This window comes from Pseudomonas sp. LBUM1657 (genome assembly GCF_059716075.1).
In genome coordinates, this window is sequence record NZ_CP166799.1 from 4,409,561 (window position 1) to 4,433,866 (window position 24,306).

23 protein-coding genes and 1 pseudogene are annotated in these 24,306 nt (G+C 59.5%); 14 read left to right on the top strand and 10 right to left on the bottom strand.

Annotated elements, in window-relative coordinates:
* Positions 1-87: 87 nt before the first annotated feature.
* The 3 genes from ACA055_RS20430 to ACA055_RS20440 form a co-directional block, all read right to left on the bottom strand.
* Positions 88-2,511 (bottom strand): TonB-dependent siderophore receptor, encoded by a 2,424-nt coding sequence (locus ACA055_RS20430; RefSeq protein ID WP_497680287.1) that lies wholly within the window; start codon positions 2,509-2,511, stop codon positions 88-90.
* 97 nt (positions 2,512-2,608) lie between these two features.
* On the bottom strand, positions 2,609-3,592 hold the full coding sequence (locus tag ACA055_RS20435; RefSeq protein ID WP_497680288.1) for a FecR family protein: 984 nt from the start codon (positions 3,590-3,592) through the stop codon (positions 2,609-2,611).
* A gap of 40 nt (positions 3,593-3,632) precedes the next feature.
* Positions 3,633-4,133 carry a sigma-70 family RNA polymerase sigma factor gene (locus ACA055_RS20440; RefSeq protein ID WP_497680289.1) on the bottom strand — a complete coding sequence of 167 codons (501 nt, stop codon included), beginning with the start codon at positions 4,131-4,133 and terminating at the stop codon, positions 3,633-3,635.
* Between the two features lie 220 nt (positions 4,134-4,353).
* Between ACA055_RS20440 and ACA055_RS20445 the strand changes: the two genes are divergently transcribed.
* Positions 4,354-5,535 (top strand): acetyl-CoA C-acyltransferase family protein, encoded by a 1,182-nt coding sequence (locus ACA055_RS20445; protein ID WP_497680290.1) that lies wholly within the window; start codon positions 4,354-4,356, stop codon positions 5,533-5,535.
* 12 nt (positions 5,536-5,547) lie between these two features.
* On the opposite strand, the gene ACA055_RS20450 is transcribed toward ACA055_RS20445, so the two are convergent.
* Positions 5,548-6,426, bottom strand: coding sequence for a LysR substrate-binding domain-containing protein (locus ACA055_RS20450; protein ID WP_497680291.1), 879 nt, complete (start codon positions 6,424-6,426; stop codon positions 5,548-5,550).
* Between the two features lie 135 nt (positions 6,427-6,561).
* Here ACA055_RS20450 and ACA055_RS20455 point away from each other — a divergent pair, with 135 nt between their 5' ends.
* From ACA055_RS20455 to ACA055_RS20475, 5 genes and pseudogenes are all read left to right on the top strand, one after another.
* Entirely contained in the window at positions 6,562-6,975 is a 414-nt protein-coding gene (locus ACA055_RS20455; RefSeq protein WP_497680292.1) for an ester cyclase, read from the top strand.
* A gap of 99 nt (positions 6,976-7,074) precedes the next feature.
* On the top strand, positions 7,075-7,326 hold the full coding sequence (locus ACA055_RS20460; RefSeq protein WP_497680293.1) for a DUF2790 domain-containing protein: 252 nt from the start codon (positions 7,075-7,077) through the stop codon (positions 7,324-7,326).
* Positions 7,327-7,345: 19 nt separating this feature from the next.
* The gene (locus tag ACA055_RS20465; protein WP_497680294.1) at positions 7,346-7,474 is read left to right on the top strand and encodes a hypothetical protein; all 129 of its coding nucleotides are present in this window, start codon (positions 7,346-7,348) and stop codon (positions 7,472-7,474) included.
* A 159-nt stretch (positions 7,475-7,633) separates the two neighbouring features.
* The gene (gene queC, locus ACA055_RS20470) at positions 7,634-8,332 is read left to right on the top strand and encodes a 7-cyano-7-deazaguanine synthase QueC (protein ID WP_497680295.1); all 699 of its coding nucleotides are present in this window, start codon (positions 7,634-7,636) and stop codon (positions 8,330-8,332) included.
* 35 nt (positions 8,333-8,367) lie between these two features.
* Positions 8,368-8,845: pseudogene (locus ACA055_RS20475) on the top strand (glycine betaine ABC transporter substrate-binding protein); the annotation flags it as partial.
* Positions 8,846-8,877: 32 nt separating this feature from the next.
* Here ACA055_RS20475 and ACA055_RS20480 read toward each other — a convergent pair.
* Entirely contained in the window at positions 8,878-9,729 is an 852-nt protein-coding gene (locus ACA055_RS20480) for a hypothetical protein (RefSeq protein ID WP_497680296.1), read from the bottom strand.
* A gap of 53 nt (positions 9,730-9,782) precedes the next feature.
* Positions 9,783-10,496, bottom strand: a complete 714-nt coding sequence (locus ACA055_RS20485) for a hypothetical protein (RefSeq protein WP_497680297.1) — start codon at positions 10,494-10,496, stop codon at positions 9,783-9,785.
* 331 nt (positions 10,497-10,827) lie between these two features.
* Between ACA055_RS20485 and ACA055_RS20490 the strand changes: the two genes are divergently transcribed.
* Together ACA055_RS20490 and ACA055_RS20495 are read left to right on the top strand one after the other, a co-directional pair.
* On the top strand, positions 10,828-11,949 hold the full coding sequence (locus tag ACA055_RS20490; protein ID WP_497680298.1) for an HlyD family secretion protein: 1,122 nt from the start codon (positions 10,828-10,830) through the stop codon (positions 11,947-11,949).
* A complete protein-coding gene (locus ACA055_RS20495) occupies positions 11,946-13,538 on the top strand; it encodes a DHA2 family efflux MFS transporter permease subunit (protein ID WP_497680299.1) in 1,593 nt (530 codons plus the stop codon). The genes ACA055_RS20490 and ACA055_RS20495 overlap by 4 nt, the downstream gene beginning before the upstream one ends.
* A gap of 21 nt (positions 13,539-13,559) precedes the next feature.
* Here the strand turns inward: ACA055_RS20495 and ACA055_RS20500 are convergent, their stop codons facing one another.
* The gene (locus tag ACA055_RS20500; RefSeq protein ID WP_497680300.1) at positions 13,560-14,000 is read right to left on the bottom strand and encodes a carboxymuconolactone decarboxylase family protein; all 441 of its coding nucleotides are present in this window, start codon (positions 13,998-14,000) and stop codon (positions 13,560-13,562) included.
* A gap of 214 nt (positions 14,001-14,214) precedes the next feature.
* Between ACA055_RS20500 and ACA055_RS20505 the strand changes: the two genes are divergently transcribed.
* From ACA055_RS20505 to ACA055_RS20515, 3 genes are all read left to right on the top strand, one after another.
* Entirely contained in the window at positions 14,215-14,721 is a 507-nt protein-coding gene (locus tag ACA055_RS20505; protein ID WP_497680301.1) for a sigma-70 family RNA polymerase sigma factor, read from the top strand.
* Entirely contained in the window at positions 14,721-15,680 is a 960-nt protein-coding gene (locus tag ACA055_RS20510) for a FecR domain-containing protein (protein ID WP_497680302.1), read from the top strand. The genes ACA055_RS20505 and ACA055_RS20510 overlap by 1 nt, the downstream gene beginning before the upstream one ends.
* Positions 15,681-15,780: 100 nt before the next feature.
* Positions 15,781-18,210 (top strand): TonB-dependent siderophore receptor, encoded by a 2,430-nt coding sequence (locus tag ACA055_RS20515; RefSeq protein WP_497680303.1) that lies wholly within the window; start codon positions 15,781-15,783, stop codon positions 18,208-18,210.
* Between the two features lie 143 nt (positions 18,211-18,353).
* Here ACA055_RS20515 and ACA055_RS20520 read toward each other — a convergent pair whose 3' ends face one another.
* The 3 genes from ACA055_RS20520 to ACA055_RS20530 form a co-directional block, all read right to left on the bottom strand.
* Positions 18,354-19,796, bottom strand: a complete 1,443-nt coding sequence (locus ACA055_RS20520; RefSeq protein WP_497680304.1) for a mechanosensitive ion channel domain-containing protein — start codon at positions 19,794-19,796, stop codon at positions 18,354-18,356.
* Positions 19,797-19,985: 189 nt separating this feature from the next.
* The gene (gene ycaC / locus ACA055_RS20525; RefSeq protein WP_497680305.1) at positions 19,986-20,612 is read right to left on the bottom strand and encodes an isochorismate family cysteine hydrolase YcaC; all 627 of its coding nucleotides are present in this window, start codon (positions 20,610-20,612) and stop codon (positions 19,986-19,988) included.
* Between the two features lie 126 nt (positions 20,613-20,738).
* Complete coding sequence (locus tag ACA055_RS20530; RefSeq protein ID WP_497680306.1) at positions 20,739-21,605, bottom strand: pirin family protein; 867 nt, start codon at positions 21,603-21,605, stop codon at positions 20,739-20,741.
* 104 nt (positions 21,606-21,709) lie between these two features.
* Between ACA055_RS20530 and ACA055_RS20535 the strand changes: the two genes are divergently transcribed.
* From ACA055_RS20535 to dkgB, 3 genes are all read left to right on the top strand, one after another.
* On the top strand, positions 21,710-22,618 hold the full coding sequence (locus ACA055_RS20535; RefSeq protein WP_497680307.1) for a LysR substrate-binding domain-containing protein: 909 nt from the start codon (positions 21,710-21,712) through the stop codon (positions 22,616-22,618).
* 103 nt (positions 22,619-22,721) lie between these two features.
* Positions 22,722-23,261, top strand: coding sequence for a PaaI family thioesterase (locus ACA055_RS20540; protein WP_497680308.1), 540 nt, complete (start codon positions 22,722-22,724; stop codon positions 23,259-23,261).
* A gap of 240 nt (positions 23,262-23,501) precedes the next feature.
* Complete coding sequence (dkgB, locus tag ACA055_RS20545) at positions 23,502-24,305, top strand: 2,5-didehydrogluconate reductase DkgB (RefSeq protein WP_497680309.1); 804 nt, start codon at positions 23,502-23,504, stop codon at positions 24,303-24,305.
* Position 24,306: the final 1 nt, after the last annotated feature.

Consider the following 24,306-nt stretch of genomic DNA (forward strand, 5'->3'; position numbering starts at 1 on the left):
CATTTGATCGGCGTCGAATACAGAAAGTGTATCCACCGAAGAGCCTTGTGGGAGCGGGCTTGCCCGCGATGAATCCACCTCGGTCTGTCAGAACCCGACGCTGGCCTGCACAAAGAATGTGCGCGGTGCGCCGACGTACATACCCGAGTTGTTGTCGCTGGAGCGGGTGAAGTACTGCTTGTCGAAGATGTTCTTCACCCCGGCGCCGACTTTCAGGTTCGACAGCGTCGGCCCGAAGTCATAACCGCCGCGTACGTTCCAGGTCACGTAACCCGGGATGTCGCCGTATTGGCCGTCCGCGGTGCCTTCGGTGATGTAGTTGCCGGTGAAGCTGCCATCGGCGTTCACGGCAACGCCCGGCGAGCGCTGTTTGGACTGGGCGAAGGCATCGAGGTTGTAGGTCCAGCGGTTGATGTCGTAACGCAGGCCGGCAGTCGCCACCTGGCGCGAATAGAACGGCAGGTCACGGCCCTTGAAGCCAGGAATCTCACCTTCATAAACAGCACGGGTGTAGGTGAACCCGGCATTGGCGGTCAGACCGTCGAGCCGAGGGTCCAGTGCCGCCATGTCGTAGTGCACCGATGCCTCGATACCCTGGTGCGTGGTCGCGCCGAGGTTGGTCCAGCCCGCATCGTTGCTGATGTACTGCAACTCTTTATCGAAGTCGATGTAGAACAGCGTCACTTCACCGCCCCACACATCATCGTTGTAGCGCGTACCGACCTCATAGGTCTTGGCCTTTTCCGGTTCCAGGCCATTGGCAGTCTCGTCTCCCGTACCACCCTGACCGAGCTGGAAATATTGCAGGCTGCCGAACGAGGTCTCGTAGTTGGCAAACAGCTTCCAGGCGTCAGACACGTGATACATCACGCTCAAGGCCGGCAGCGGTTCGTTGCTTTCGATGCTGCGGTTCTTTTCCGGTACCGGCCTGCCCGCGGTGTCGAGCACAGGGCGGTCGTGCCAGTCGGTGCTGATGTGTTCGAAACGGATGCCCGGGGTGATGGTCCAGTTTCCGACATCAATCTTGTTGTCGACATACACCGAGTTGGCTTCAGTGCCACCGGTACGATCCTGGTACACATGGCCGTCCGAGCCCGGACGCACCACCGGCTCGTTGTTGACCAGCGCCAGGCGGCTCGCCTGTTCGTGCATGGCTTCCTTGAGGTAGCGATAACCGACACTGACTTCCTGGGTGGTCGGGCCGACGTCGAACACACGGGACACCCGCGGTTCGATGCCGAAGGTGTAATAGGTGCGCGGGAACGAGCCGATTGTCCTCTGGTCACGAGCGGCGATGTTGCTGCCACGGAAGCTGTCGGTGTAATACGTCAGCACTTCGGCCTGGGTGCGGTCGTCGATCTGCCGGATCCACTTGAACGAGACGTCCTTGCGGCGTCCGCTGAAGTTGTCATTGTTGCGATCGGACTGAAACGGATCGGCGTCGTATTGCGCCTGGGTCAGACCGCCGGGCATGTCGGCCTTGGCGTCGTAGTAGTGAAAGTTGAGGCTGAAATCGTCCACATCAGTGGGCGCCCAATGGGTCTTGAGCAGCACGTCGTCGATGTCGTTGCCGTTGTTGCGTTCACGGTAACCGTTGCCGTTCACGCCCGAGTACAACAGCGCCATGCCAATGCCGTTGTCCGCCGTGCCGCCGACAAACGCCGTATCGATGTGTTTCCAGCCGCCATGCTGGGAGGTTTCCAGCGTGGTGCCGATTTCAGCGGAGGCTTTTTCCGGGATGGCGCGGGTCACGAAGTTGATCACGCCGCCCACATTCTGCGGACCGTAACGCACGGAACCGGCGCCACGCACCACGTCGATGCTGTCGAGGTTGCCGGAGGAAATCGGTGCCATGGACAATTGCGGCTGGCCGTAAGGGGCGAAGGCTGCCGGCACGCCGTCGATCAGCACGGTGGAGCGTGGCGACAGACGCGAAGTCAGGCCACGAACGCCGACGTTCAGGGAAATATCGCTGCCGCCGGTGCCGTTGGCTTCCTGCACTTGCACACCGGGTACGCGCTTCAACACGTCGCCGACGTTCATCGCACCCTGCTCAACCATCGCTTCACGGCGGATCACCGTCCGTGCGCCGGGGTGGTTCTGCACCACGGCGGCATCGGCGTCGCCGAGCCAGTCGCCGACCACCTTGATGTCGGTCACGCCCAGCTCCAGCGGGCCGTTAGCGGCGGACGTCGGCGCCGGTGCCAGGGTGACCGAACCTTCATCGATCTGATATTCCAGACCACTGCCTTGCAGCAACTGGCGCAGGGCCTGTTCCGGAGACAGGTTGCCATCCACGGCGGGCGCCTGTTTACCGGCCACCAGTTCAGGACTGAAAAAAACCTGCAGCGAGGTTTGTTGACCCAGCTGACTCAAGGCCTGACCCAACGGTTGCGCCGGAATATGGATGGCATCGGCGGCGAACGCTTGAGGTAGCGCGGAGCTGATCGCCAAGGCGAGCGCGAGCGGCAGCCAGGATGTTTTGTTGTTTTTAGCGCGGGTTGTTTTCACGTCGAACGTTGTCCTGTGGATCGCAAGAGTGTGCGTTTGTTAATGCAAACCAGTTGCAGTTGGACAAGAAGACGAAGAACTCGAAAAAAACCTGAATCTATCGCGCAATTATTTCCTGACTGCCGTCATCGAGGGTGCGCACGGCCACCGGCAAAATGCTCGGCAAGGCTTTGAGCAGCGCGTCGGTGTTGTCGGATTTGAACACGCTGGTCAGGCGCAAATTGCCCACTTTGTCGTTGCCGACGGTTAACGGTTTTTCCCGATAGCGCGAGACTTCCTCGGCGACGTCGCGAAGGCTGGCATTGTTGAAAACCAACTTGCCGCTTCGCCAGGCGGTCAGCTCTCCAGCGTTGACCGCATACGCTGCCGCGACTTTGCCCTGGCCATCAATTTGCGTACCGAGGCCGGCGGTGAGGCTGATGAAATCGCTGTCGACGGCGTCACGTCCCTGGACCTTGACGCTGCCCTGCTCCACCACGACTCGGGTTTTGCTGGCGTCGCGGCGCACGTCGAAGCGGGTGCCGGTGACCGTAACCTTGCCGCTTCCCGCCTCGACCACAAACGGCCGCTTGGTGTCGTGCTCGACGCTGAACATCGCCTCGCCTTGCGTCAACTCGATGCCGCGCCGGTCCTTTTCAAATCGCACCTGCACCCGGCTGCGGCTGTTCAGGTCGATCATCGAGCCATCCGGCAAGGCCACTTGGCGGCGCTCGCCCAGCGCAGTGGAATACTCAGCCGTGTACGTCGCCTGATGATTCAAACCGCTGAACAGCCCCACCCCTAGCGCCACCGCCAGCACACTGGCGGCCACGGCATAACGCATCATCGGGCGACGTTTGCTGCGCTCCGGCGGGGTTTCGCACAAGGCTTGCAGGCGTGCGGCGGGGACCAGATCGGCCGCCGTCCACAATCCCTGGAGCAATTGAAATTCGTCGCGATGCTGAGGGTGTTCGTTCAGCCAAGCGTCGAAACGTTGATGTTCTTCGACGTCCACGGCAGGTTCCTGCAAACGCACAAACCACCGCGCCGCCTCGTCGCGAACCGTCGTTTGCCCGCACGCACAATCACGAGTATCCATCATGGAAGTTCCTGTTTGGCTGGGGATAAGAAGACGCCGCCGATCATGGGTGCAGTCCGTCGAGGCGGTCGCGTAGATGCCGCAGGGTGCGGATCATATACTTTTCCACCATGTTCTTGGACAGTCCCAGCCGTTCGGCGATTTCGGCCTGGGTCAGGCCTTCGATCTTCTGCCAGACAAACACCTTGCGGCAGTTGACCGGCAACTCGGTAAGCGCCCGTTCGATGGAATCAGCCAACTGGATCGCATGCATGAAATGCTCCGGGTCGCCGGACGACGACACACTGTGATCAATCGCCTCTGACTCCATGGCGCCCCGCCGATCTTCACGCCGATAACCATCCACCGCGATGTTGCGCGCGGTCTGGTGCAAATAGGCCCGGGGTTGTTGCACGGCCGCCGAATCGGACTCAAGCACCCGCACGAAGGTGTCGTGGGCCAGATCCTCAGCCTGCTGACGATTTCTCAGGCGACGGGTCCAGGTGCCAACCAACTCTTCGTAATGCTCGAAAAAGCCGTGTCTGCGGGGCAACTTGGGGGTCATTGCAGTGTGCTGTGGAGACGGGGCGTGAATAGTAATGCTTCCTATTAACCGGAAGCAATGGGTTCCGCTGGTCGCCGACGAAGGCCACCCCGTTCAATAGTCTCGCGGTTGTTCTACATTGCAAAAAACAGCAGTTTCGTTGACGCCTTTTGTCATAGATCCCGCGTTAACCGGCGTTTAGAGTGGCTCCCAAAAAGAGCCCGAGGCGAGGAAATCCATCATGAACACCCCAGAAGTCTTTGTTATCAGCGCCGCGCGCACCGCCATCGGGACCTTCGGTGGTTCGCTCAAGGATGTGCCACTGGCCGACCTGGCGACCACGGCCGTCAAGGCTGCCCTGGAACGAGCCGCCGTGGACCCGGCGCAAATCGGCCATCTAGTGATGGGCAACGTCATCCCGACCGAAGCCCGCGATGCGTACATCTCCCGGGTCGCCGCGATCAACGCCGGCATCCCGAAAGAAACCCCTGCCTACAACGTCAACCGCCTCTGCGGTTCCGGTCTGCAAGCCATCATCAGCGCGGCGCAGACCCTGTTGCTGGGTGATGCCGAGATCGCGATCGGTGCCGGCGCCGAATCCATGAGCCGCGGCCCGTATCTGCTGCCTTCCGCTCGTTGGGGCGCGCGCATGGGTAACGTCCAGGCCATCGATTACATGCTGGGCATCCTGCATGACCCCTTCCAGGCCATGCACATGGGCATCACGGCCGAGAACGTCGCCGAGCGCAATGGCATCAGTCGCCAGATGCAAGACGCCCTTGCCCTGGAAGATCAGAAGCGGGCGGCTCATGCGATCGCCAACGGATACTTCACCGAACAAATCGCCGCAGTCGAAATCCGTGATCGTAAAGAGACCAAACTGTTCAGCGTCGATGAGCATCCGCGTGCCACCTCCCTGGAGCAACTGGCGCAGATGAAGCCGGCCTTCAAGAAGGACGGTTCGGTGACCGCCGGCAATGCATCGGGCCTCAACGACGGGGCGGCCGCGCTGGTCATGGCCACCGGCAACGCGGTTCAGGTCAACAACCTGCGCCCTCTGGCCCGGTTGGTGAGCTACGCCCATGCCGGCGTCGAACCGGAACTGATGGGGCTGGGCCCGATTCCCGCCACACGCCTGGCCCTCAAGCGCGCAGGCCTGACCATCGCTGACCTGGACGTGATCGAAGCCAACATCGCCTTCGCCGCCCAGGCCTGTGCGGTCAGTCAGGAGTTGGGCCTGGACCCGGCCAAGGTCAACCCGAACGGCTCGGGCATTGCCCTCGGCCACCCGGTGGGTGCGACGGGCGCGATCATCGCTACCAAGGCCATCCACGAATTGCATCGCACCAACGGCCGTTACGCGCTGGTGACCATGTGCATTGGCGGTGGCCAGGGGATTGCAGCGATTTTCGAGCGGGTCTGATAAACCTGCCTGTCAGGTCAGCCCCGTACCCGCCATCAGGCCTTCGGTCAGCAACGCGATCAGTGGTTGCATCAGATGCTGGGTGCGGGGCTCATCGCCGATGACCGCGACTTCCGTGGACGGCAGCGGCGGCAGCTTTTCCGACGGCTCGATAATCCGCATGCCTTCCTGCAGGAATGAGGTGCCAAGGGCCGTTACCCCCAGACCCGCGGCAACCGCCGCCTGCACCCCGCCGAGGTTGCTGGCCAGGCACGCCGACGACCATTCCCGTCGCACCGAGGCCAGGGCCTCGACCATGATCGCGCGATAAGCGCAGGGAGGCCGCATCATCACCAGACGTAGCGGTCGCGCCCCTTCAATTTCGTAGTCTTTCGCGGCAATCCACACCAACGGCTCACGCCAGATAACCCGCCCCCGTTGGGCGGCCGTGCCCATCTTGCGCTTGGAAATCACCACGTCCAGGCGCCCGACTTCGTGATCGGCCAGCAGGTCATGGCTCAGCCCGGTGGTCAGCTCCAGCTCCAGGTCCGGATACAACTTGCTGAAGCGCGACAACAGCCTGGGCAGCTGCGTCGGCACCAGGTTTTCGGAGATGCCCAGGCGTAGGGTATTCACCGCCGAAGGCGCCTTGATCTCACGCATGAACGTATCGAAGTGCAGCATCATTTTTCGCGCCCCCACCAACAGCCGTTCGCCATCCGCCGTCAATGTCAGGGTGCGGCTGGTGCGCTCGAACACACGCATGCCGAGGATCTCCTCCAGGCGCAGTATTTTCTGGCTCACCGCGGATTGCGAACGGGCAATCACCTCGGCAGCGGCGGTGAAACTGCCGGTCTCCGCCACGGCGATAAAGGCTCGGAGCAAATCGATTTCAAGATCGCCGGACTGCATGATTGATTCGCCTTTCAACTGGATGCCATAAATATTATGCGTTCGACTTCTAGATGGCAAACCTCGAACATCCTTCTCATGGGGTCCGGTTTTAAACGACCGGGCAGCCTGTCCTTATCCGAGAGGAGCTACGCCATGTCATCTAACACATCAGTAGAAATCGTCGAAAGCTTCTGGCGCGAAGTCTGGCAGGCGCGCAATCCCCAAGCCGCTGCCAGGTTCGTCGCCGAAGACTTCGTCATTACCTCCGGCGGCGTGGAAATCACCGGCCGCGAGCCATTCATCGAGTGGATCGGCGCCTTCCTGTCGAAGATCGAAGACTTCCAGTTCGGCGCCATCGAAACCTTTCAGAACACCGAAGGCACTCGCGTGGCTTCGCGCTGGAAACTCTCCGGCAAGAACAAAGGTTTTGTAGGTGGACGCTCCTGCCTCACGCCTTTCGAAATGCTCGGCACGGCGGTGTGGGAAGTGCGACCCGATGGCCTGCTGCAGCACAACTGGGTCGAACGCAATTCGCTGGAAGTACACCGCGACCTGATCGGTCTGTGAACCCCGCACAGCCGTCGACCATTTGATAATCCGCCCCTTTGCGCGCCGGTGCCAGACACTGGCGGACAGGAAGCTATTACCTGAAAAAAGGTGATCGTCATGAAAAAGCTACTGATGTTCATTGCGCTGGCATGCTCGGGCCCGGTGCTCGCGCAAGCACCAACTCCCACTGCAACCGAGCAATACCATTACGGCATGCACCTGGATATTGCCCACGTGATTTCCATCACACCGCCGCAAGACAAATGCAATCCATCGCCGGTGACCATGATTTATCGGGACTCGCACGGCGACCTGAAAAGCCTGAGGTACCTCGTAGCGGGCACCGATTGCGGCAATACCAACGGCTGATCACACGATGGGACATCTCATGAATCTGATGGCTGTCATCGTGCTGCTTCTGCATCTCCTGACCCCGGCCCATGGCGCAAGGCCGCCGGAAATCGTCATGGACATGCGCAACTGCCAGCAGCCATCGACGCTGATGCTGTCCTCATAAACAAGACAGGCAGACGAGGTGCGGCTCGTCCGCCAAAAATGCCATAACCGGAAAACGGAGACGGTCATTTCGGAAACGTCCCACAGCCAGAATTTGAGCTTCCCGATAGGGTCAATGCCCCCCAGCTAAATGTTGGGATTCCCCAAGGAAGAAAAAAGCATGACTAAAAAGGCAGTTATCGTTTTCAGTGGCGGGCAAGACTCAACAACCTGCTTGATCCACGCGTTGCCGCTCTACGATGAAATTCACTGTATTACGTTCGACTATGGTCAGCGCCATCGTGCGGAAATTGAAGTTGCGCAGACACTTTCAAAAAAGCTTGGCGTGACGGTGCACAAAATATTAGACGCTTCATTGCTAAATGAGTTGGCCATTAGCAGCTTAACGCGGGATAACATTCCAGTACCCAGCACAAACAGCGCCGGGGATAGCCTGCCAAGCACTTTCGTGCCGGGTAGAAATATTCTGTTTTTAACTTTAGCTTCTATTTACGCGTATCAAGTGCAAGCCCATACGGTGATTACCGGTGTTTGTGAAACCGATTTCTCTGGCTACCCTGATTGCCGGCATGAGTTTGTCAAGGCGCTGAACAACGCCATTGAGCTAGGAATGGAATACAGGTTACATCTTGAAACTCCGCTAATGTGGTTGAGCAAGGCGGAAACATGGGCCTTGGCCGATCACCATCGGAGCTTGGACTTGATCCGCGACCATACTCTGACTTGTTATAACGGAATAAAGGGAGCTGGGTGTAGCAACTGCGATGCTTGTAATCTTCGCGCAAAAGGACTGAATAGTTTTTTGGAAAACAGGATTGAAACAATGAAGACTCTGAAGGACAAGTTAAAACTGAAATAGCGAGTGCGTTGCCGGGGTATGAATTATGATAATTAGGCAATCGCCTGATCCAGAGCATGATCGACAAGGACGCATTCGGCCTCAAGGACTTCAAAATCGTCGAATCCAGCGAAGCGGCAATGCTCTCCCAACTCAAACGCGCCACCCGCAAGAACGAATGGATGTTGTTCCTCGGCTGGGAACCGCACCCGATGAACACCCGCCAACAAGATGAACCTCAGTGGCGGCGACGATTACTTCGGCCCGAATTTCGGCCAGGCCACGGTCTACACCAACGTGCGCAAGGACTACCTGAAGGAATGCAGCAACGTCGGTAAACTGCTGCAGAACATGGCGTTCACGCTGGTCATGGAAAACCAGCTGATGGACGCGATATTGAACCAGAACCAGAAACCCCGGGCAGCGGCCAGGACGTGGTTGAAGGCCAATCCGGCGGTGCTGGAGGCTTGGTTGGTGGGGGTTAGCAGTCGGGATGGAAAGGATGGGGTGAAGGTGGCCACTTTTGCCCTTTCAGATGCAGGCACTTTTTACGCACGGAAATCTCATTACAGAGCTCTAAGCATATGCTGGATAGCTTTGTGACCGGACTTTGGAGCATCGGTAAAAAAGTCCGCAATACGTGCTGCAAACTTTTGAGAATTTTCGAAGGACTCATTCATTGTCAAAGCAGTGTCGTTGATGGACACCATGACAAAAGCACGTTGACCGTTGCCGATAAAACCGATGGATGCGCGATCATCTCCATGATTCAAAATAATCAAAAAAGATTCCTTGGTAACTGGACACTTTTCAACTTCCCACTCTGGGGGGTCGACCTCATGAAAAACCTGAGCAAGCCTGGATAAAAAAGAGGTCCGACGAGTAGCTTCCCTTTGCAATCGCTGCTTGGCCAGGACCAATACCTGGCTCCAGGCGTCAACGTCAAAAGAAACATACTTGGGGCATTCACGGCATTCACGAGTTGACTCATTGAGCACATATTGCAGCTCCGAAGATACGCACGTGCCATAGGAAACAGAGGCAACCATGTCTTCCTTATATTTACTCAAGAATTTTTTAACAGTAGCTCCAGCAGATCCGGCCATCAGACAAGCATCTTCGGTTCCTGTCGGCAAATCAAAACAGAGATCATCTGAAACCACTGCCCCTGAAGCCCTGTCCATGGGTGAACCATCATTTACCCAGCCAGTGGCCGAACGCTCGGGATGCTCATCTTCAAACTGCTCCAGCAATGAAATGAGTCGATCTCGTTGAATCGGATCGGCCATGATTTCAGAGATCAGCGCCGCTGATGCGTCGTAACCACTTTGAGTATCAAGGTCAACACTGACCCCCTTCAGCTCGAGAAGGGCGTGGGCAAGTTCAGCCTTTGAGAGTTGAGGTATGGCATCTGTCATAAAATCCACTCTACCTTTCGGCGTTAAGTAGCGCAAAGCGTAACCATGACCGACTATCGCCGAGCATCATACAGGGCAGAAAACGCCTGAGCGTCTGCTCCGTTGAAATGGAAATACTCTTCAGGTCGTCCTCTGCGCCATACCGCAGTGATGCATCCATTCGTCGGCGACAGGCGCCTCATCTTGCAACTGGCTGCATAGAACTCGATGAGTTTCTTACCACCCTTCGGATCTGCATGCAGCAACAACTCCCCGTCATCACCTTCATCCAGTGCAGCCTGGATAGTGCAATCAATCAACGCCTTCGCAACACCTCGAACGGCGGGCTGATTCAAGAACTGTTCATAAGCCTCCGACGGTGCGTCAGACAGATACCAGGTGAAAGCCCTCTGCCGTTCAACACCCTCAACATTGCAATGAAGCTTCGGAACAATGGAAAGCATCCCTATCGGAAACTTTTGCTCGCCCTTTGAAATGACAACACACATTGCCTTCCCTTTTTCGGAGGCATTGCCTGGCATTTGAGTGAGGTAGTTATGAATCGCCACGAGTTTTAGATACGTTGGCCACCGCCATCCAACATCCGCCCGCACTTTCTTACTCGTTGAGCCCTCATGTGCGTAGTTGTTATTGACGAGCGGCTGAACCTTTTCATGCCATTGCTTCGCGAGCGCTTTAGTCATCGGCACAACGGAGACTTTCACCTGAAAGGTGTTACCGGAATCGTCGCAGGCTGGTAGCGAGGAAATGGGCCGCTGTAACGGCATAACTGAGCGTCCTTGCACGTGAAGATTTCGAGGTTTGTAAGCTTGAGCAGAGGATGACAGCGAGCCATTCGCTACACGCATCAAAGTTGCTACTCAAGCTAGCACAGGGGATGGAACCTCACCTTCAGGGGAGCTTTACCGAATATGACTGAGGCTTCCAGCATGAAATTCAAGGCAAGGCTGCAAGCGTCCTTCTTCATCAGAAAGCAGGCCAACGCTCCGCCCGATCTACCAGACTCCTGACGACCGGCAGCAAAAACCAATTGCGACAAAATATTACCTACGTCATATTACGCGCGTAATTAAGCGTCGTTTCCTACAGGTAATTCCCATGACCAGCATGCCCACCGTTGAACCCGACCTTGCTGTCCCGGTGAACGCATCCAAGCCTCCCCTGCTCAAACGTCTGCTCGTGTCGACGCTGGGAATTGCTGCGCTGGTATTGATGGGTGTGTATGCCGTCCACTGGTGGACCGCCGGCCGCTTCATCGAAGAAACCGACGATGCCTACATCGGCGGCGACGTCACGGTGATCGGGCCGAAAGTCGCGGGTTATATCGATGAAGTGCTGGTCACCGACAATCAAAAGGTCAAGGCCGGCGATGTGCTGATCCGTCTTGATTCGCGCGACTACCGCGCCAACCTGGCCAAGGCCGAAGGGGCGGTAGCCGCTGAAGAAGCCCTGCTCGCCAACCTCGACGCCACCGAACAATTGCAACACGCCGTGATCGGTCAGGCCCGCGCCGGCATCGATGCCACCGGCGCTGAAACCGCCCGGTCCCGGGACGACAATGCGCGCTACAAACGACTGGTCGGCAGCAACGCCGTTTCGGTGGAAAGCGCCCAGCGTGCCGACGCTACTTTCAAGACTGCCCAGGCCTTGAGTGCCCGGGCCCAGGCGGAACTGCTGGCCGCGCAACGGCAGTTGAATGTGATCGCCACCCAGAAACAGCAAGCCCGCGCCGCTTTGGTACAGGCCAAGGCCGAACGCGATCTGGCGCAACTGAATGTTGGCTACACCGAGTTGCGGGCGCCGATGGATGGCGTGATCGGCAATCGCCGGGCGCGGGCCGGCGCTTATGCCCAGGCCGGTTCGCAGTTGCTGTCGGTGGTGCCGTCCAGTGGCTTGTGGGTCGATGCCAACTTCAAGGAAGACCAACTGGCGCGCATGACGCCGGGGCAACGGGTGATCATTCACGCCGACGTGCTCTCGGGGCAAGTCTTCCACGGTCACCTGGACAGCCTGGCACCGGCCAGTGGTTCGCAGTTCAGTGTATTGCCACCGGAAAACGCCACCGGCAACTTCACCAAGATCGTCCAGCGGGTGCCGGTGCGCATCCTGCTCGACCCGGCCGATGGCGTGCTCGGCCATCTGCGTCCGGGCCTGTCAGTCACCGCTGAAGTCGATACCCGCACAGAGTCGCAAATCCCGGCCGTGGCCAGCGCGCCATGAGTCGCACCCTCGCCGCCCCCGCGCAACCGTTCGATGCCGCGAACATGGCGACGGGGACCAAGGTCTTCGCCTTCGCCACCATGTGCATGGGCATGTTCATCGCCCTGCTGGACATCCAGATCGTCTCGGCGTCGTTGCGTGACATCGGCGGCGGGCTTTCGGCGGGCACCGACGAAACCGCGTGGATACAAACCAGTTACCTGATCGCCGAAATCATCGTGATTCCGCTATCGGGCTGGTTGTCCCGGGTGTTCTCGACCCGCTGGTTGTTCTGCGCTTCGGCGGTGGGTTTCACCCTGGCCAGCCTGCTCTGCGGCGCGGCCTGGAACATCCAGAGCATGATCGCGTTTCGCGCCCTGCAAGGGTTTCTCGGCGGTTCGATGATTCCGCTGGTATTCACTACGGCGTTCTTTTTCTTCACCGGCAAACAACGGGTGATCGCCGCTGCGACCATCGGGGCAGTGGCTTCGCTGGCACCAACCCTCGGGCCGGTAATCGGTGGCTGGATCACCGATATTTCATCCTGGCACTGGCTGTTCTACATCAACCTGGTGCCGGGGATTTTCGTCGCGGTGGCGGTGCCGATGCTGGTGAAAATCGACCAGCCGGAACTCTCGCTGCTCAAGGGCGCCGACTACCTGAGCATGCTGTTCATGGCGCTGTTTCTCGGCTGCCTGGAATACACCCTCGAAGAAGGCCCGCGCTTCAACTGGTTCAGCGACAGCACGATTTTGACCACCGCGTGGATCAGCGGCCTGGCCGGACTGGCCTTCATCGGCCGCACCCTGCACGTGGCCAACCCGATCGTCGATTTGCGCGCCTTGAAAGACCGCAACTTTGCCCTCGGTTGTTTCTTTTCGTTCATCACCGGGATCGGCCTGTTCGCCACCATTTACCTGACACCGCTGTTTCTCGGACGCGTGCGTGGTTACGGTGCGCTGGATATTGGCCTGGCGGTTTTCTCCACCGGGGTGTTCCAGATCATGGCGATTCCGCTTTACGCCTTTCTGGCCAATCGCATCGATCTGCGCTGGATCATGATGACCGGCCTGGGGCTGTTCGCGTTGTCGATGTGGGATTTCAGCCCGATCACCCATGACTGGGGGGCTAAAGAATTGATGTTGCCGCAAGCCTTGCGCGGAGTTGCCCAGCAACTGGCCGTGCCGCCCGCGGTGACGCTGACCCTCGGCGGACTGGCGCCGGCGCGGCTCAAACATGCCTCGGGATTGTTCAACCTGATGCGAAACCTGGGAGGCGCCATCGGCATCGCCGCGTGTGCGACCATTCTCAACGACCGCACCAACCTGCACTTCACCCGGTTGGCAGAGAACCTCAACAGTACCAACGAAGCGCTGAATCAGTGGCTGTCCCAGGTCGGCAACAATTTCGCCGCCCTCGGTCAGAGTGGTGACGTTGGCGTCACCGCCAGCCTGCGTCAGCTATGGCTGCTGACCTACCGCGAAGCCCAGACGCAAACCTACGGCGACGCGTTTCTGATGATCATGGTCTGCTTCATCATCGCCACGGCGATGGTGCCCTTGATGCGCAAGGTGCAACCACCGACCGCGCCGAGGGCTGATGCTCATTGAGCCTGGAGTGGCTCCAAAAAATCAGGCCTTAGGCATTTTGCGGAAGCCTACGGCCAGGCGATTCCAGCTGTTGATGGTGGCAATCGCCACGGTCAGATCGACCAGTTCCTTGGGCGTGAACTGGGCCGCGGCCATTTCGTAGTCTTCGTCCGGGGCGTGGGTCTGGCTCAACTGCGTCAGGGATTCGGTCCAGGCCAGCGCGGCCCGCTCACGGTCGCTGAAGAAAGGGGCTTCGCGCCAAGCGGTCACAGCGAACAGACGACGTGTGGTTTCCCCTCCCTTCAGGGCATCGGCGGTGTGCATGTCGATGCAGAAGGCGCAGCCGTTGATCTGCGACGCGCGCAGCTTGACCAGTTCAATCAGCGTCTTTTCCAGCGGCAGCTTGGAGACAGCGGTATCCAGGGCGATCATCGCTTTGAGTGCGTCGGGGGAGGCAGTGTAGAAATCGAGACGAGGTTGCATGGTGGGCTCCAGTCACAAACGGGGTGGCTACTACGTTAATCCCGCCTGCCCCGCTCACAAATAGCCAATATTTCAGAAGTCGAGGAGGCCATTGGGGCGCCGCATAAAAGAAAGTGCGCATTGAGAATTGCCAGCGCGCGATCGGTGCCACTAGAATGCGATCAATTCTTAATTGCACTCAGGCCAGGATGCCCGAAACGAGTATCTGTCCCCCATGTCGTCCGTCGATCAGCCTTTGAATCAGCAAATCCATACCCTCTATAGCGAACACCACGGTTGGCTGCAGGGATGGCTGCATCGAAAACTCGGTAACCGCTGCGATGCGGCCGACCTGGCCCACGATACGTTCCTGCGCCTGTTGACCCGGCAAGTCGTCAAACCCTTCGGCAGCGAACCCCGCGCGCTGCTGACGCACATCGCCAAAGGCCTGGTGATCGACCGCTGGCGTCGCCAGGACATCGAGCGCGCCTATCTGGAGACCATTGCTCAGTTGCCAGTCGCCGAAGTGCCGTCGCCGGAAACCCGCCTGCTGATTCTTGAAACCCTGATGCGCATTGAAGCGCTGCTGCGCGAATTGCCGTCCATCACCCGGGACACTTTTCTGCTGTCACAGATCGAGGGGCTGACTTACGGCCAGATCGCCACGCGCCTGAGCGTGTCGCTGATCACCGTCAAACGGCACATGCGCGCGGCGTTCATTGCCTGTCTGAGTGTCGCTTGATGAATTCGTCGGTGATCAATCCGCAGATTCTCGGCGAGGCCGCCGACTGGTTGGTGCAGTTGCACTCCGGTACGGCGACGCCATCCGACCACCAGGCCATTGCCCAATGGCGCAATCGCAGTGCCGAGCATGCCCAGGCCTGGCAACGGGCCGAAGCGCTGCTCGGAGAATTCCGCAGCGTGCCGGCCAACCTTGCCATCCAGACTTTGCAGCGAGCCGCGCGCAAGGATGGCCTCAGTCGCCGCCAGACCCTCACCCGCCTGGGTTTGCTGCTGATGGCCGGCCCTTTGGGCATCGCCTCGCAGCATGTGCCGTGGCAACAATGGGCCGCCGATCAACGAACGGCGGTCGGCGAACAGAAAAACCTGCAACTGCCCGACGGCAGTCAGGTGCTGCTCAACACGGAAAGCGCGGTGGACATCGCCTTCAACGTGCATGAGCGCCGAGTCGTGCTGCTCGATGGCGAAGTGTTGATCAGCACCGCGAAGGACCCTGGAGCCCGGCCATTTATCGTCGAAACCCCGCAAGGGATCGCCCGTGCATTGGGCACGCGGTTTTGCGTGCGGATCAATGGTTCGCGCAGCCAGGTGTCCGTGCTCGAAGGGAGGGTGGAAGTTACACCGCAGTTGCTTCAACAGAGCACGACCCTCAAGGCCGGTGAACGCCAGAGCTTCAAGCTCAACCGGTTCGAGCCATTGGAAAGCTTCGACAGCAGCGCCCTGTCCTGGGACAAGGGCATGTTGCTGGCGAACAATATGCGCCTGGATGAATTGCTCGGCGAATTGAGCCGTTACCGGCCCGGCGTGTTGCGCTGTCATGCCGATGTCGCGGCGTTGCGGGTGTCGGGGGCGTTTTCCCTGCGCGATACCGATGCCAGTCTGCGTCTGCTCAGCGATACGCTGCCGCTGAAAATCAGCAGCCTGACCCGGTATTGGTTGTCGGTAGAGCCGAGGGTCTGACGACGCCGCTTTTTTTTTCACGTCCCCCTGATACCTTTCTGCGCTTCGTTCGGTGTGTGGATATACCTCTTCAATTCCACGCGCTCGACAGGAACGCCGAATGACTTCAACGCCACTGCACCGTCCCGCCGATTTCCCGCTCAAGGCCTTGAGTCTGAGCGTTGCCCTGGCCTTAACGGCAGCGCTGCCTCTCATCAGCCAGGCCGCCGACACCGTTAACGAAAGCGCCAGTCCTCACGTCAACATCGGCCCGGGTTTGCTCAGCCATACGCTGGCGCAATTCGCCGTGAGTGCCGGGGTGCCGCTGTCGTTCGATCCGGCACAGTTGGGCGATCGCCAGAGCCCGGGATTGCAAGGCACCTACAGTGTGCAATCGGGCTTCGCGCAATTGCTCGCGGGCAGTGGCTTTGAACTGATCAGCACCGGTGGCAACGGTTACACGGTGGTACCGCGGCTGGCTGCCGACGGCGCGCTGGAACTGGGCGCCACCAACGTCAGCGCGCTGCGCGACGACAACGCCGACACCTACGGTGGCGGTCAGGTTGCCAAGGTTGCGCAGGTCGGCATGCTCGGCAACCAGGCGTTGAAAGACCTGCCCTTCAGCGTCACCAGTTACACCGCGAAAACCATCGCCGACCAACAAGCCCAGAGCGTGGGCGATGTGTTGCTCAACGACGCCTCGGTGCGCCAGTCCGCAGGGTTCGGCAACTTCTCCCAGGTGTTCATGATTCGCGGCTTGCCGCTGTCCTCCGATGATATTTCCTATAACGGCCTGTACGGCGTCCTGCCCCGGCAGATCATCGCCACCGAAGCGCTGGAGCGAGTTGAGTTGTTCAAGGGGCCGAACGCTTTCGTCAACGGCGTGACGCCCAGTGGCAGTGGCATCGGCGGCGGCGTCAACCTGCAGCCCAAGCGTGCCGGCGATGTGCCGACCCGCAGCGTGACCCTGGATTACAGCGCCGATGGCCGCGTGGGTGGGCATCTGGATCTGGGCCAGCGCTTTGGCGAAGACAACCGCTTCGGTGCCCGGGTCAACCTGTTGCAACGGGAAGGCGATACCGCCGTCGATGATGAAGATCAGCGTTCTTCGCTGATCAGCGTGGGCCTGGACTATCGCGGAGATCGTCTGCGCGTGTCGACCGACCTGGGCTACCAGAAACAGGTGATCAATCAGGGTCGCTCAGTGGTCTACGTCGACTCCACTCTGCAAAAAGTGCCCAAGGTGCCTGATGCCAACGCCGGCTACGCGCAGAGCTGGAGCTATTCGCAGCTCGAAGACACTTTCGGCATGGCTCGCGTCGAATATGACTTGAGCGATAGCTGGACCGCCTACGTCGCTGGCGGGGCCAAGCACACCCGGGAAAACGGCGTGTACTCGTCCCTGACCCTCACCGACCTCAATGGCAACGCCCGTGGCGGCATGCTTTACCCGCCTCATGACGAGGACAACAAAAGCCTGATGGCCGGCCTCAATGGCCATCTGAACACCGGTCCGATCAGCCATCAACTGAACCTCGGCGTAGCGGGTATCTGGGGCCAACAGCGCTCGGCCTTCGAAACCATCGCCACCGCCGGGCGCTACAGCACCAATATCTACAATGTCACCGATAAACCACGACCACCGGCGACGTCGTTCGGCAGCGACATTCATGACCCACGCATCGTCGGCAAGAACACCCTGCGCAGCGCCGCCGTCTCCGACACGCTCGGTTTCATCGACGACCGCGTATTACTGACCCTTGGCGTACGACGCCAGACGCTGAACGTCGATGGCTGGAACACCACAACTGGCGCTCGCACGTCCAGCTATGAAGAGTCGATCACCACCCCGGTTTATGGTCTGGTGATCAAACCCTGGGAGCACGTGTCGTTCTACGCCAATCGCATCGAAGGCCTGGCCAAAGGGCCGACACCGCCAACCAGTGCGATCAACCGTGACGAAACCTTCGCCCCGGTGCGCAGCAAGCAAATCGAAGCCGGCGTGCGTCTGGACATGGACAGCTACGGCGCCAGCCTGGGCGTGTACCGCATCGAACAACCGTCGAGCTACACCCAGAACGGCATCTTCCGGGTCGACGGCCAGCAGCAAAACAAAGGCGTGGAACTCAACCTCTACGGCGAGCCGCTCGATGGTCTGCGCCTGCTCAGTGGCGCGACGCTGATGAAGACCGAGATCGAAGGCAGCGCCAATGGCATCAACGACGGTAACCGCGCCGTCGGCGTGCCACGTTTTCAGCTCAATGTGGGCGCCGACTGGGACGTGCCGGGGATCGAAGGCGCGGCGCTGAGTGCGCGGATGTTGCGCACCGGCGGGCAATACCTGAACGCCGCCAACACCCAAAGCATCCCGGCGTGGAATCGCTTTGATGTGGGGTCGCGGTATGCCTTCAGGCTGGATGATAGGGAAATCACCTTGCGTGCCAACCTGGAGAACGTTGCCAACAAGGCTTATTGGGCTTCGGCGAATGGTGGGTATCTGACCCAGGGTACGCCGCGGACATTGAAGGTTTCGGCGACGGTGGATTTCTAATTATTCCGGATGTGTAGCGCGGCTGGCATCGCCTTCGCGAGCAAGCCCGCTCCCACAATTGACCGATTTGCCGAAGGGGAATGCGATCAAATGTGGGAGCGGGCTTGCCCGCGAACCGCGCAGCGGCCATCCACCACAAGTCGCTAAGCCCGACTCCGCAACCACTGCAAAAACCCCCTCTTCTCCACCACTTTCGGCATTTCCTGAGTCAGCGTCTGCGCCTTGTGCAACCGGAAATCCAGCAACGCCTTCATCGCTTCGCTGATGTCATGCCGCGCATCCAGGCACGGTTTGAGGTATTCCTTCTCGATCCGGTACAAGCTGCAGAATGTCTTGGCGCTAAAGTCCGCTGGCAACGACGTATCCGACAAAATCCCGCCCTCTCCGATCACTTCGCCCGGCCCCATGCGCCCGGATTCGAACTTGACCCCGCCACGGCTCAACTCCACCGAGACCACGCCGGATTCGATGATGAACAAATGGTCGCTGACCTCCCCCGCCGGCAGGATCATTTCCCCCGCGCGGAAGGTTTGCAGCTTCATGTTCTGGCTGAAGGTTTCTTTCTCGTCCTGACGCAAGGTCGAGAAAATATTCGAGGCGTCCAGCAATGCCCGCGGCCGAGACAGGTTGGCAGGTGAAGTCGGTTCAACACTCGACAACAGGCTGACACCGGAGGCCTGCAAGTGCCGGTACGCCAGGTCGAACAGCTGATTGCGCACCATGCGTTTCTGATCCATGGACACCACGAAACCGCTGATTTCGTATTCCACACCCGTCGCGCTGGAACCTTTGAGCGCGACGCTCGGCGCCGGTTTGGTCAACAGATAGCGACAGCCCTGCATCGCCCGCTCCAGTGCGTCGATCACTGTTTGCGGGCGCGCGTGCGGACTCAGTTGCAAGCTGATCGAGACACCGAAAATGTCACTCGGTCGGCTGAAGTTGATGATCTTGGCCTTGGCCGCCAGGGAGTTGGGAATCACCGCCATGCTGCCCTGGGCAGTTTGCAGGCGCGTAGCCCGCCAATCGATATCGGTGACCCGGCCTTCGGTGCCGTCGATGGAGATCCAGTCATCCAGTTGATAGGGTTTGGTGGTGTTCAGGACGATCCCGGAGAACACGTCGCTAAGGGTGCTTTGCAAGGCCAGGCCGACGATGATCGCCAACGCGCCGGAGGTCGCCAGCACGCCCTTGACCGGCAGTTCGAGTACGTACGCCAGGGCGGCAATGATCGCGATCAGGAAAATCACTGCGCCGAGCAAGTCCTGCAGCAAGCGGCCGGTGTGCCCGACCCGTTGCATCATCGCCGCGCCGATCAGCACCGTCAGGGTGCGCGCACCGAACAACCACCAGCCGATCTGCAACCCGATGGCCGCCAGGTGCAGCGGGATATTGTCCGCCCAGGGCGCCGGCTCCATGGGGTTCAAACCCTCGTTGAACAGCAGCACGCTGTACAGCGAAAAAATCACCAGCCTTACGAGCAGTTTCCAGTTGCTGCCGCTGGCGCTGAGCAAACGCCACAGCGCGAGATCGATCAGGATCAAGGCCAGGGCGCTGAGCAACGGGTGATCGGTGAGCAGTGACAGCATCAAACAACTCCAGCAAGGGCCAATGGCAGGAAGATCGCACAGATTGGGCACAGTGTAGGAGCAATTGATGCAAAACCAATGTGGGAGCGGGCTTGCTCGCGAAGGCTGACTAACATTCAACATCTACGTTGACTGTTACACCGCTTTCGCGAGCAAGCCCGCTCCCACATTGGATAGGTGTTGCTGCTGTTACTTGCCGTTAGTGAGGGTGTTGTAGCTGGTCATCAGGTTGCGGTAGTCCGGGATGTGGTTGGAGAACAGCGTGCCCAGGCCTTCCACATCGTTGCGCCAGTCGCGATGCAGCTCACAGGCCAGGCCGAACCAGGTCATCAACTGCGCGCCGGAGGACGACATGCGATCCCAGGCCGATTGACGGGTCAGCTCGTTGAACGTGCCGGACGCGTCGGTCACCACGAACACATCAAAACCTTCAGCCAAAGCCGAGAGTGCCGGGAACGCCACGCACACTTCCGTCACCACGCCCGCGATGATCAGTTGCTTCTTGCCGGTGGCCTTGATCGCCTTGACGAAATCTTCGTTGTCCCAGGCATTGATCTGGCCAGGGCGAGCGATGTAAGGCGCGTCCGGGAACAGCGCTTTGAGCTCGGGCACCAGCGGGCCGTTGGGTCCGGTTTCGAAACTGGTGGTCAGGATGGTCGGCAACTTGAAGTACTTGGCCAGGTCGGCCAAGGCCAGCACGTTGTTCTTGAAACGGTCCGGGTCGATGTCGCGCACCAGCGACAGCAGGCCTGCCTGATGATCCACCAGCAGAACGGCGGCGTTATCCTTGTCGAGACGTTTGTAGGAAGTCGTCATGGGGTAATCCTCGCTTTTTATCGATGCCGAACGGGCCGGCGTAGGTGAACTCAGATGTTTGGTTTAACGCGGCCAGGCAAGCGTAGTCAGCTCAACCCGGCACGCCACAGCGTTACAACAATTATTTCAATCGCTCATCCGACCGAACCGGCCCGACTGGAAGTCGGCAAAGGCCTGGTGGATTTCCTGCTCGCTGTTCATCACGAAGGGGCCGTGGCCGACGATGGGTTCGTCGATCGGTTCGCCGCTGAGCAGCAACACGATGGCGTCGTTATTGGCTTCCAGGCTGAGCTGGTGGCCATTGCGTTCGAACAACGCCAATTGCCCCTCGCGCACCGGTTCCAGGCCGTTGACCTGAACCGTGCCGCGCAGCACCACCAGCGCGGTGTTGCGGCCTTCGTGCAGATCCAGGGTCAACAACTTGCCGCCGTTGAGGCGCAGATCCCAGACGTCAATCGGGGTAAACGTGCGGGCCGGGCCGGTGTGGCCGTCGAATTCCCCGGCGATCAAGCGCAGGCTGCCGGCCTTGTCCTTGAGCGGGAGGCTCGGAATGTCGCCGTCAAGAATCGTCTGGTACCCCGCGTCGGCCATTTTGTCTTTGGCGGGCAGGTTGACCCACAGCTGAACCATTTCCAGGGTGCCGCCGCTTTTGGCGAAACTTTCGGAGTGGAATTCTTCATGAAGAATCCCCGAGGCGGCGGTCATCCATTGCACATCGCCAGGGCCGATCTTGCCGCCGCTGCCGGTGGAGTCGCGGTGCTCCAGTTCGCCTTTGTAAACGATAGTCACGGTTTCGAAACCGCGATGCGGATGCTGACCAACGCCACGACGCTCGGTGGTGGGGGTGAATTCAGCGGGGCCGGCGTGATCGAGCAGCAAAAACGGGCTGATGTGTTTGCCCAGGTTGTCGTAGGAAAACAACGTGCGAACCGGAAAACCGTCGCCGACCCAATGGGTCCGTGGGCTGGTGTAGATACCGATGATGTTTTTCATCCTGCCTCCCAATCTGGTGTGTGACGCGATGAACAAAGCTTAAAACCGATGCGTTTGATGCACTAGACTGCAAAAATCAGCCTTAGCGTTCTATTTGGAGAACGATGGTGGAAGACCTCAACACTCTCTATTACTTCACTCAAGTGGTGGAACACCGTGGTTTTGCAGCGGCCGGGCGGGCACTGGACATGCCCAAGTCCAAGCTCAGCCGGCGCATTTCGCAGTTGGAAGAACGCCTCGGTGTGCGCCTGCTGCATCGCACCAGCCGTTATTGCTCGCTGACGGAAATCGGCCAGGCTTATTACCAGCGTTGCCTGGCCATGCGCGTGGAAGCGGAAAGCGCCGCCGAACTGATCGAACGTAACCGCTCCGAGCCCCAGGGCCTGGTGCGCCTCAGTTGCCCGACCGCGCTGCTCAACTCCTGGGTCGGGCCGATGCTGACCCGCTACATGCTCAAGTACCCGCTGGTGGAGTTGTTCATCGAGAGCACTAACCGCCGGGTCGATTTGATCCACGAGGGTTTCGATATCGCCCTGCGGGTGCGCTTTCCGCCGCTGGAAAACACCGACATGGTGATGAAGGTGCTGGGCAACAGCACCCAGTGCCTGGTGGGCAGCCCGGTTTTTCGCGAACGCCTGTCGTCACCCGCCTCCCCGGCCGACCTCAGCGGTTTGCCGAGCCTGCATTGGGGGGCGGCGCAGCGTGAATATCAGTGGGAACTGTTCGGTGCCGATGGCGCCAGTGCGGTGATTCGTCACGCGCCGAGAATGGTCACCGATGACCTGTTGGCGTTGCGTCACGCCGTGCTCGCGGGCATTGGCATTGCGCATCTACCAAGTGTGGTGGTGCGCGATGACATCGCCGCCGGGCACCTGGTGGAACTGGTGCCCGGCTGGGCGCCCAAATGCGGGATCGTCCATGCGATCTTCCCGTCGCGTCGCGGATTGTTGCCATCGGTGCGGGCGTTGATCGACTTTCTGGGGGAGGAGTTCAGCCACAGCGATATTGCCTAGTGCAGCGCCAGGATAAGTGGGGGTAGCGGGGATTTTATTTCGGACATAATATTGTCCGAGATTACAACCATAATATCCGCCCCCCCTCTTCGAGGACATGATCATGCAAAGCCCGAACCGCGAAGCCACGCTCGCCCAATGGATCGCTCAGGAACACGCCATGCGTGCCCGCCTCGCCGGCCCTGGCAGCCTGTCCATGGCGGAGGTCATCAATCTCTCGCCCGCCGAGTTTTTCGAAGGTATCGGCAACGGCGAGCTGCCCTCGCCGCCCATCGGCACACTGATGGATTTCATCCCCATCGAATGGTCCGCCGGCCTGTTCGTCTTTCAAGGCACGCCGGATTCGCGGCATTACAACCCGCTGGGCAGCGTGCATGGGGGTTATGCCGCCACCTTGCTGGATTCCTGCATGGGATGCGCGATTCATACACAGCTGAAAAAAGGCCAGGGCTACACGACGCTGGATTTGCGCATCAGTTATGTACGGGCGTTGACTGGCGCCAGCGGACCGGTGCGGGCCGAGGGCAAGATTGTTCATCTGGGGCGTTCGACGGCGTTGGCCGAGGGGCGGATTTATGACGTGGATGGGCGGTTGTATGCAACCGGGTCGACGACTTGCATGATTCTTGAGGGTCGGGGGTAAGGCTGTAAACCGAGTCGTGGCCTTCGCGAGCAAGCCCGCTCCCACATTGGACCGGTGTGTACACAGATTCAATGTGGGAGCGGGCTTGCTCCCGAAGGCGCCAGACCAAACACCCTCAATCCCCAGCCTGACCCTATTCATGACTTTCAGTAAACATTGCTTTGCCCATCCAGCGGTTTTTCTCAAGGATGCGGGCGCGGATACTCATGCCCATTCCCACTGCAAACCCTGGAGTCATAGATGTCTATTCCCGCACTCGGTCTTGGTACGTTTCGCTTGCAAGGTCAGGTGGTCATCGATTCGGTGAGCACCGGCCTGGAACTGGGCTACCGGGTCATCGATACCGCGCAAATCTACGAGAACGAAGCCGAAGTCGGTGAGGCCATCGCCGCCAGCGGCATTGCCCGTGAAGAGCTGTTCATCACCAGCAAGATCTGGGTCGCCAACTTCGCCAAGGATCGTCTGATCGACAGCCTCAAAGAGAGCCTGCAAAAATTGCAGACCGACTACCTGGACCTGACCCTGATCCACTGGCCGTCCCCGGAAGATCAGGTGCCCGTCGAAGAGTTCATGGGCGCCTTGCTCGAAGCCAAGCGATTGGGCCTGACCCGGCAGATCGGTGTGTCCAACTTCACCGTCGACCTGATGAAACAAGCCATCGCCGCCGTCGGTGCCGAGAACATCGCCACCAACCAGATCGAACTGCACCCGTACCTGCAAAACCGCACAGTCGTCGAGTTCGCCCAGAGCCAGGACATCCAGATCACGTCCTACATGACTTTGGCTTACGGCGAAGTGCTCAAAGACCCGGTCATCCAGCAGATCGCCGATCGCCTGCAGGCCACCCCGGCACAAATCACGCTGGCCTGGGCCATGCAACTGGGTTACGCGGTGATCCCTTCGTCCACCAAACGCGCCAACCTCGCCAGCAACCTGAAAGCCAGCGTGATGACGTTGAGCGATGCCGACATGGCATTGATCGCAGGTCTGGATCGGGGCCAGCGACTGACCAGCCCCAAAGGCATCGCTCCGCAGTGGGATTAAG